Genomic DNA, 9,112 nt, shown 5'->3' with positions numbered 1-9,112 from the left:
GAAGCTCGAAGCTCCCAAGATTCCGATCCGGACCGCGGGGCGGCTTTCAGGCATGGCCGGGATGCTAACAGGCTGTATTGTTCGCGTGTGTAACAATCCCGGTCTGAGCGTGCACACGGGTGATACGATCGCGATCCGCCCAGGTCGGGCCACGCTTAGGGTCATCATCCGCTGAGGAGCTCGTCTGTGTTTGACGGCGACATCGATGCGCGCGAGGCCGAGCGTGTGGTGTGGGACGTGATCGTCGTGGGCACCGGCATGGGCGGCGGCATGCTGGGTTACCGGTTGGCCCGCTCAGGCCGCACGGTGCTGTTCGTCGAGAAGGGGCGCTCGACACTGCCGGGGACGCCGGGGACCATCCGGGCCGCGATGCCCGAAGTTGCCGAACCGCTGGCCTACCGTTCCGAAAGCGGTTACTACGACGCGTTGGCCCGGGCCGGCCGCTGCACCGATGAGATCGAAGACGTCAGTGGGCGGATCCCGAAGCGATTTGTGCCGTTCATCGGCGGCGGGACCGGCGGCTCCTCGGCGCTCTACGGCATGGTCTGCGAGCGATTCTTCGCTCGCGATTTCACTCCTCGACAGAATTTCCTGGACCCCGGCGATTCCACCGTGCCCGAGACCTGGCCGGTCAGCTATGACCAGCTGCGGCCGTGGTACGCCGAGGCTGAAAAGCTGCTCGGCGTTCGCGGCCAGCCCGATCCGCTGAGGCCGGAGGCCGCCGGCGTAAATCTGCCTGCAGCTCCGCCGTTTTCGGCCGCCAACCAGCCGCTGGTGGATTACCTCGCCAGCCGCGGGTTGCATCCGTATCACCTGCCGATGGCCTGTGAATACACCCGTGCGTGCGCTACCTGCCAGACCTACCTGTGCGACCGGGCCTGCAAAAACGACGCCGCCGGCAACGGCGTGCTGCCGGCCCTCGTCGAGCACGGGGCCCGGTTGTTGACGCAATGCCGGGTGCTGCGGTTGGACGCGGACCGCAGCCAGGTCCGGCACGTCATCTGTGCGCATCCGGGCGGCACGCTGGCGCTGAAGGCGACGGTGGTGGTGCTGGCCGCAGGTGCCTTGGCGACCCCGTTGCTGTTACTCAACTCCCGGTCCGGCGATTGGCCGCGCGGATTGGCCAACGGCTCAGACCTTGTAGGGCGCAACCTGATGCGTCATCTGCTCGACCCCATCGAGGTCTGGCCGGAACCCGGTCATCGAACCACGGCCGCCAACAAGGAGATCGGGCTCAACGACTTCTACTTCTGGGAGGGACAGAAATACGGCACCGTGCAGTCTTTCGGGGCGATACCGCCGATGGAGTGGTTGGCCAACCGGCCCGGTGGGCGCGCCACGGCGCTGCGGGTGATGAACCCGGCGGTGCGGCCGATCTACGAGCGGTTCTTCACCGGTGGACTGGTGCTTGCCGCGATCATGGAGGACCTGCCGTATCTGGACAACCGCGTCCTGCCCAGCGATCGGCCCAGTGCCGATGGCAGGCAGCGGCTGCGGCTTCGTTATCGGCTGCACGCAGGCGAAATCGAACGCCGCGCGGCGTTCTTACGGCAGCTGAAACAGGTGCTGAAACCGTTTCGCACGCTGCCACTGGGCAGCGGCAAGGACAACGCGAACCTGGGCCACGTCTGCGGCACGTGCCGTTTCGGCACCGATCCCGCCACCAGCGTGCTCGACGCACAGAACCGGGCGCATGAGGTGGACAACCTCTACGTGGTGGATACCTCGTTCTTTCCCTCCAGCGCCGGGCTGAACCCAAGTCTGACGGTGGCGGCCAATGCCTTGCGGGTGGCCGTGCACATCGACCGGGCGCACTTCGCGTCGTAACTGAAATACCAGGGGCACAAGCGGATACGATCGCCGGGTGGACCTGTTTGTGCGCGAATCCGGTCCGGTCGACGCACCCGCCATCGTCTTCCTGCATGGCGCGAAGATGAGCGGCTGGTGCTGGCAGCCGGCGGTCGAACGACTGCGGCGCTACCGATGTCTGGTCCCCGACCTCCCTCGTTTCGGCAAGAGCTTCCAGCAGGGACCGTTCGAGATGGGCCGGGCTGTCGACGCGGTGGCCGAACTCATCCGTTCCCGGGTGGGCACCGGCCGGGCGCACGTGGTGGGCTTTTCGCTCGGTGCGCAGGTGGGGGCGCAGCTGCTGGCGAGTGACTCGAAGATCGTCGATCGGGCGGTGTTGTGCGGGACCGTCGTCAACACCCGGCCGGGAGCGGTGCTGATGCAACACGTGGTGGTGCCGCTCACCCGGACCGCATGGTTGCCAGCGGTAGTCCGGCGCCGCCGAATTGCGCACCGGGAAGCGATCCCAGCGGACCGGCTCGACGATTACCACGAGGACGTAAATCTCACCACCGGAACGCAATTCGCCGACGTCGTCGCCGCTTCCGGGCGGTTTACCCGTCCTGCGGGGCTGAACAGATCCGATACGCCCACGCTGTTTCTCACCGGCGGCAAGGAGACCCGCATCGCGCACCGGTCGGCGGCTGCGCTGGCGCAGGCGATGCCCAACGGAGTCGGCAGGATCGCTCGCGGCATGGGCCACGACTGGCCGTTACGCTATCCGGACTTGTTCTCCCGCACGGTCGACGGATGGCTCTCCGGCACAGCGCTTCCCGACGAGATCGAACCGCCGCACCCGGGTCGACGCTGATCGGCGGTCAGGTACGCCAGAGCACCCCGGTTCCGTCGATGTCGACGATCTCCGCGGACACCCCGTGCGCTGTCCGGTAGTCGGTGACGGCTTGTTCACACGCCTTGACCGCCCGGTAGTCGTCCACGATGCAGAAGCCGCCCGGGGATAGCCGCGGATAAAGTGCTTCGAGCGCCTGGATCGTCGATTCGTAGAGGTCGCCGTCCAGCCTCAACACGGAGATGCGTTCGATCGGCGCGTCGTGCAGCGTGTCTTTGAACCAGCCGGGCAGAAAACGGACCTGTTCGTCGAGCAACCCGTAGCGCTGGAAGTTCGCCCGGACTTCGGCCTCCGAGACCCCGAGTATGCCCGCGGCGAAGTTTGCCCGAATCCCTTTGTCTGCCTGGTAATTCGCCGGGTCTGAGCGTGGCACGCCCTGGAACGAGTCGGCCAGCCAGACGCTTCGCGTCTGGTCTCCGTAGGCCGCGAGAACCGCGCGCATCAGGATGCACGCCCCGCCACGCCAGACTCCACATTCGACCAGATCGCCGGGAATGTCGTCGGCCAGCACGGTCTCGACGCATTGCTGCAGGCTGGTGAGCCGTTGCATGCCGATCATCGTTTCGGCCTCGGCCGGCCAGTCCAGCCCCAGCTCGCGGTTGCGCTGATCGAGCCTCCCGCTGCCCGCACGCATGGCGTTGATGCGGTTGACCGCCTTGAAGAACAGCCGTCGGCGCAGCGACCAGTCCACCGGCATCCGTTCGTGCATCCCGTACCTGGTGAGGTTGCGTCGCATCAGATCCAGGTACAGCGATCGGACGTCGTACGTGGTCAGTGTCATGCCTGCCCCTGTCTCGCAGTGGTTCCGGCGCCGAGTCTAAACGGTCATTGGACGTGTGTATAAGAGTATTCCGCGATCGGATCCATCGAACCTGCGGCGTCTCTAGTGCCCGGATTCGGCCGCGGCGCGATAACCGCGGACTGCCAGTGGACCGACCACCGCGGCCAGGCCCAACGCCCACGCGAGAGTCAGCAGCAACGGAAACAGTGCTGGCCGGCCCAGGGCCAGTGCCCGCATGGACTCGATCGTCGCCCACATCGGCTGGAGGGGGACCAGCGGCCGCATCCAGGAGGGCAGCAGTGCAACCGGAGGAATGCCGGAGCTGGAGAACACCAGCGCGATGGACGGCACCGCCAGCCAGAACAGCGGGGCACTGGTTCTCACACGCACCGCGATCGCAATGACTGCCGTGCTGAAGACGACCACGATCAGCACCGGGACCAGGAGGAACGGGATCACCGAAAGCCAGCCGGCGTCGAACCGAAGTCCGAACCCCACACCCACCGCGGTGATCAGGGCAGCGCCGACGAACGTGCGCGCAGCCTCCGCGAGCAGCCTGCCGACCAGCGCGCTGGCCCGGTGCACCGGCAGCTCCCACAACTGGCTGAGCAGACCGCTGTCGCGTTCGCCGATGATGGTGAGGCCGGCCCCCAGCGCCCCCAACATCGCCCCGGCGACGGCGCACATCGGGACCAAGCCGTAGAGACTGTCCGTGCCGGTGATCCGCACGATGGACCTGCCGACCAGCAGTTTGTAGGTGATCAGCAGAAAGGTCGGAAACAGCAGAGCCTGGACCGGAACCGTCGGGGCTCGCCGCCAATGGGTGACCAGCCGACCGGCGAACAGCAGGCTTTCGGCGGGCAGTGAACTGCGCAGCGGTGCGTTCGCGGTCATTGCGTCCGCTTCTGCATCCGCACCGCGAGCGCGCCGAAGACCACCAGCAGCCCGACGCACCACGTCACGCTGGTGGCCAGATTGCCTACCGCGACGTGACCGGTGGACAGCCCTCGCAGGGTTTCCGTCACTTCCGAGACGGGCTGGTAGCGCACGAACGGATGCAGCCAGTCGGGGAACGCGTCAAGCGGCGCCATCCCGGTGGACAGCATCACCAGCAGCAGTTGGGGGACCAGCAGCAACTGACTGGCACCGCCGTTGCTGCCCATCTCGGCTCCGGCGATCCCGGCTCCGGCGATCCCGGTGCCTGTTGCGTCGGCACCCAGTGAGACGGCCAGCGTCAACGTCAGGACGAGCACGGCGAAACCCGCCACGTACATCAGCCCGCCGTCGAGTCGGAAGCCGAACACGTATCCCACGGCGATCGCGGCGAGCAGGGCGAGGGCGCCGCGGAAGAGGCAGTACACCATCCGGGCGATCAGCGGCACCGCCGTGGATATCGGAAGCGTGCGCAGCCGAACCCCAAAGTCGGAGCAGTGATCTCGGGCGGCCCGGTCGACGGTGGTCAGCGCGCCGAGCAGCATCACCTGGATGATGATGACGGGTAGCAGGTACTGGGGGTAGCTCATCTGGCCGGTGTCGATCACATTGCGCAGCGCGAAGTTGAAGACGACGAAGTTGCCGGCCGGTGCGACGATCGCGAACGGTAGATCGTCGCGGAGCGTGCTGAGCAGCATGCGCTCGGTCAGCGCCGCGAGTGCGGTCACGCGGTGACACTTCCGGTGAGGCGCAGAAAGGCCTCGTCCAGGGACGGCTTACGCAGCGAGATGTCCAGCAGCTCGACGCCAAGCTGGTCGACCCGGCGAAATACCTCGGCGAAGGTCGCGACGCCGTCGGAGGCCAGCACCGACACGGTGTTCTCGTCGCGATCGGCTTGAGCGCCGTCGAGGTCGGCGACCACGTCGAAGATCCTGGACAGCTCGCTCGGGTTGACCGGACTCACCGTGCAGTAGCTGAATCCCACCCGGCGCTTGAGTTCCTCGGCGGTCCCGCTGGCAACAACGCGACCCCCGTTGATGACGACGATCGAATCGCTGAGTACGTCGGCCTCTTCGAGGTACTGCGTGGTGAGCAGGACGGTGACACCTTGGGCGGACAGCGACGACACCAGGTCCCATACGTCGCGGCGGCTACGGGGGTCCAACCCGGTTGTCGGCTCGTCGAGGAACAGCACTTTCGGCGGTACCACCAACGCGGCGGCGATGTCGATGCGGCGTCGCATGCCGACCGAATAGGTGCCCACCCGCCGATCGGCGGCGTGCGCCATGTCGAACCGATCGATCAGGGCGTCGGCCCGCAGGTGCGCGTGTTTGCGCCGCATTCCCCGGAGTCGTCCGAACAGCACCAGGTTCTCCCGCCCGGTCAGCTGCCAGTCGAGCGCGGCGAGCTGCCCGGTGGTCCCGATGTGTGCGCGTACCTGGGCGGGTTGTCGGACGACGTCGTAGCCCGCCACGATCGCCTGGCCGGGGGTGGGCCGCAGCAGTGTCGACAGGATCTTGATCGTGGTCGTCTTACCGGCACCGTTATGGCCGAGCAGGGCACAGACCGACCCCGTCGGAACCGAGTAGGTGACGTCCTGCAATGCATGGATCGTCCCGTCGAACGTCTTGGCTACGCCGTGGAGCTCGATCACGGGTCAGATGATACGGCCAGTTAGACGAGTGTTGAACAGAAACCCGGCAGCTCGTCGTGGGCTACCCGCCAGCGCGCCGCAGGCGGGCGAAATCTTCGGTGCGATCGGCGGCGATGGCCACGCTGTCGGCGGGGTCGGTCATCTGGACGGCCACCTCGCGGGCACGGGCGGCGTACCGCGGGTCGAGAATGGTACGAAGGTCTGTGACCAGCGACTTCTCCGTGGTGGTCGAAAAGCGCCGGGCGGTACCTACTTTCAGCCGTTTGACCGCGGCTCCCCAAATCACCTGGACGTCGGCCATCCAGAGGATCAAGGTGGGGACGCCGGCGCGCAGGCCCGCCGCGGTGGTGCCGGCGCCGCCGTGGTGCACCACCGCGCGGCAGGACGGGAAGACCGTCGCATAGTTCATCGCGCCGACCACCTTGACCTGATCGGAGTGCGGGACATCGCCGAAGTCGGACGCGGCGGCGCACACCAACGCCCGCTCGCCCAACTGTGCGCAGGCCGCGCTGATCATCGCGATCATGTCGGCCGGAGATTGCACCGGGATGCTGCCGAACCCGAAGCAGATCGGCGGTGTTCCCGCGGCGATCCAGGCCGCGACCTCGTCGTCGGAGTCCGTCGTCGACGCAAGAGTCAGCGTGCCGACGAATGGCCGCTGTGCCGGCCGCCGCTCGTTCCACGTCGCCCATTCGTCGTCCAGCCCGGGAAAGCACACCTGGTCGTAGGCCTGAATTTCCAGCGATCCACGTGCGGCGATCCGGCGGGGCGCGGGGCCGGTGGCCGTGGGCAGGCCGAGTTCACGGCGCTGTGCGGCGTCGACCTTTTTGACGCCGCGCCACACCAGCCATTCGTAGGCGGTCATCGCCGAGCGGAGCACCGGCGCCGGCAGTGTCGCAACCACGTGGCCGTTGACCCGGATCGGAAACCAGAGCACCGTGGCCAGCGGAACGCGTCGATACTCTGCGACGTTGACCGCAAGTTCTTGGTAGCTCATGCCGGTGACCAGCAGGTCGGCGCCGTCCGCCAGGGTGGTCAGCAGCGTGCTCATCTGCCCCCAGCACCGGGTGCCGGGTTCGCGGGCTTCGCGCAGAAATGCGAGCACATCCCGGACTTTCCAGAAGTTGCGGAAGAAATACGCCCAGAAGTTGCGAGTCGATTCCAGCCAGTCCTGCACCGCCGGGCCGTAGGCGACCGCCGGCAACCCAGCAGCCTCGGCGAAGCCGACCAGATCGGGCGGTACGGCGATGCACACGTCGTGGCCGCGGCGCAGCAGTTCACGGCCGAGGGCGACGCCCGGTTCGACGTCGCCGCGAGTTCCGTAAAAGGCCAGCACACACTTCATCGCGGCTACCTAGGCCCAGGTTCCGCGGCGCCGGTGGGCCAGTGCGAGTGCCTCCAGGGCCAGCTTCACCAGGACCGGCGGCATGAGCCGGTTGAGCCGCACATAGCGGCGGGAATCCTCGAACGCGGTGCGGAAGCCCTGTTCGGCCGCTCGATACGCGCGCGCGACGCGATCCAGCGCGGACTCGTCCCAGGGCTCGTCGCGCGCGGCCGCGCTGAGCGTTTCGTAGGCCGCAGACATCCAGTCCGTGCCGAACGGTTCTGGCACCGGGCCGCCGTGCCGGTGGTGCCGAAGGGCAGGCGTGAGAAATTCGTCGATTGCGCCCTCGTCTGGGGCGCGCAGATCGATGTCGAGGGCGGCGGAAATCCGTTTCACTTCCCGGCGCCAGTCGTCCATGAGGTTGGTGTACTCGACGAACACCCGTGGCACGTGCCGCGTGCCCTTCTCGGCGAGCAGCGTGTAGGTCAGCCACCAGGCGCTCGCCAGCTCAGGGGAGGCTTGCACGTAATTCTGACCGGCGGCGTGCTTTTCCAGCGATCCGATGACTTCCACCGGGTGGCGGACGGCAATGACTGCGGCGACGTCGAACCCGGCCTGACGCGCCGCCTCGAACCAGATGCCGGACACCGTGGTCAACTTCGGTTCCTTGATCACGACGACCGGCGCGTCCGGCAACGTGGTCAAAAACGCCTTGACCTTCGCGACCCAGCCGGCGTTCCTCGAGTCGTCGAACGCACCGTTGTCGTGCTTGCCCAGCGTCAAGTCGTAGCCGGAGCTGCCGTGATGGCGCAGGATCGCTTCGTTGAGCGCGATGGCCGCACGCGGCTCCCAGCAGCCGCGTGGATTCTCCGCCGTGGCGCCGAGCAGCCCGGCCGGTAGCGCAGCACCGCTCAGCGAGAGCACCCGGGTCAGCGCCGACGTGCCGGACCGACCGAAACCCAGTACGAACAGTGCGACGGGCTTTGTGGAATTACCCCGATGGCGAGTCATGGCGTCGGCTACTCTACATGTGATGAATTGCCCTGCCGCCTTCACCTGGCACGCCGTCCCGCGCGGTGCGGGCGCACCGGCTGACGTCCTCGGAGGCTGATCAGTGCCGGTTCGGATACAAGATTCTGTGCGCCAGGATGATCGACTCGCGCTGCTGGATCAAGCCTTCTATGCGGGGCATTCCGCCGCCGGCCAGAAGGACGTCATGCAGGTCGTGTGGCTCTATGAGCACGCCATCGACTGGGACGGGCTCAAGCGTTTCCATGACAACCTCGGTCGCGGGTTGTTGGGGCGGCGCATCGAACGCTCGCCGCTGCCGTTCGCCCGGTACCGGTGGGTGGTGGACCGCGGCCCGGCGCAGATCGATATCGCCGAGCACGCCCGTCCACGCGCTGACCTCAGCGACTGGGCTGATGAACGCTCCCAGTTGGCAGTCGATCCGGAATGGGGCCCCGGCTGGCATCTGGGCGTGCTTGCGCTCACCGACGGGTCGACTGCGGTCAGCCTGGTGGCCTCGCACTACCTGCTCGATGGCATCGGGCTTGTCGTCGCGCTGGTCGATGCGCTGTCGGGGACCACCCGGGATCTCGGCTACCTGCCGCCACGCTCACGCACCCGGCGGCGCGCGGTGCTCGAGGATTTCCGGCGAACAGCCCAAGACGCGCCCCGGGTGGCCCGGGCGTTGGCCGTGGCGCCAAAACAGGTCCGCCT

At 67.2% G+C, this 9,112-nt stretch carries 8 protein-coding genes and 1 pseudogene; 3 read left to right on the top strand and 6 right to left on the bottom strand.

What is annotated here, in order from left to right:
* Nucleotides 1-186 precede the first annotated feature (186 nt).
* Nucleotides 187-1,827: a GMC oxidoreductase gene (locus AC2VOU_RS09030; protein WP_486957072.1), complete on the top strand. Its 1,641-nt coding sequence runs from the start codon at nt 187-189 to the stop codon at nt 1,825-1,827.
* 37 nt (nt 1,828-1,864) lie between these two features.
* Entirely contained in the window at nt 1,865-2,659 is a 795-nt protein-coding gene (locus AC2VOU_RS09025; RefSeq protein WP_486957071.1) for an alpha/beta fold hydrolase, read from the top strand.
* Nucleotides 2,660-2,666: 7 nt separating this feature from the next.
* Here the strand turns inward: AC2VOU_RS09025 and AC2VOU_RS09020 are convergent, their stop codons facing one another.
* The 6 genes from AC2VOU_RS09020 to AC2VOU_RS08995 all read right to left on the bottom strand — a co-directional run bounded on the left by AC2VOU_RS09020 (nt 2,667) and on the right by AC2VOU_RS08995 (nt 8,401).
* Nucleotides 2,667-3,473, bottom strand: a complete 807-nt coding sequence (locus tag AC2VOU_RS09020; RefSeq protein ID WP_486957073.1) for a TylF/MycF/NovP-related O-methyltransferase — start codon at nt 3,471-3,473, stop codon at nt 2,667-2,669.
* 108 nt (nt 3,474-3,581) lie between these two features.
* On the bottom strand, nt 3,582-4,373 hold the full coding sequence (locus AC2VOU_RS09015) for an ABC transporter permease (RefSeq protein WP_486957070.1): 792 nt from the start codon (nt 4,371-4,373) through the stop codon (nt 3,582-3,584).
* Nucleotides 4,370-5,140: an ABC transporter permease gene (locus tag AC2VOU_RS09010; protein WP_486957069.1), complete on the bottom strand. Its 771-nt coding sequence runs from the start codon at nt 5,138-5,140 to the stop codon at nt 4,370-4,372. Before AC2VOU_RS09010 ends, AC2VOU_RS09015 begins: the two co-directional genes overlap by 4 nt.
* Nucleotides 5,137-6,066, bottom strand: a complete 930-nt coding sequence (locus AC2VOU_RS09005; protein ID WP_486957068.1) for an ATP-binding cassette domain-containing protein — start codon at nt 6,064-6,066, stop codon at nt 5,137-5,139. The genes AC2VOU_RS09010 and AC2VOU_RS09005 overlap by 4 nt, the downstream gene beginning before the upstream one ends.
* 61 nt (nt 6,067-6,127) lie before the next feature.
* Nucleotides 6,128-7,411: a glycosyltransferase gene (locus AC2VOU_RS09000; RefSeq protein WP_486957067.1), complete on the bottom strand. Its 1,284-nt coding sequence runs from the start codon at nt 7,409-7,411 to the stop codon at nt 6,128-6,130.
* A gap of 9 nt (nt 7,412-7,420) precedes the next feature.
* Nucleotides 7,421-8,401, bottom strand: coding sequence for a sulfotransferase family protein (locus tag AC2VOU_RS08995; protein ID WP_486957066.1), 981 nt, complete (start codon nt 8,399-8,401; stop codon nt 7,421-7,423).
* A gap of 127 nt (nt 8,402-8,528) precedes the next feature.
* Between AC2VOU_RS08995 and AC2VOU_RS08990 the strand changes: the two are divergent.
* Nucleotides 8,529-9,112: pseudogene (locus tag AC2VOU_RS08990) on the top strand (hypothetical protein); the annotation flags it as partial.

This window comes from Mycobacterium sp. TH-M25, from assembly GCF_057473665.1.
Note: the sequence above shows the minus strand (reverse complement) of the source record. Positions and strands in the feature narration are given on the sequence as shown.

Excerpts from the sequence above, each read along its gene's own strand:
- AC2VOU_RS09015 (WP_486957070.1), bottom strand. The coding sequence starts at position 4,373 with ATGACCGCGAACGCACCGCTGCGCAGTTCACTGCCCGCCGAAAGCCTG.
- AC2VOU_RS09000 (WP_486957067.1), bottom strand. The coding sequence starts at position 7,411 with ATGAAGTGTGTGCTGGCCTTTTACGGAACTCGCGGCGACGTCGAACCG.
- AC2VOU_RS08995 (WP_486957066.1), bottom strand. The coding sequence starts at position 8,401 with ATGACTCGCCATCGGGGTAATTCCACAAAGCCCGTCGCACTGTTCGTA.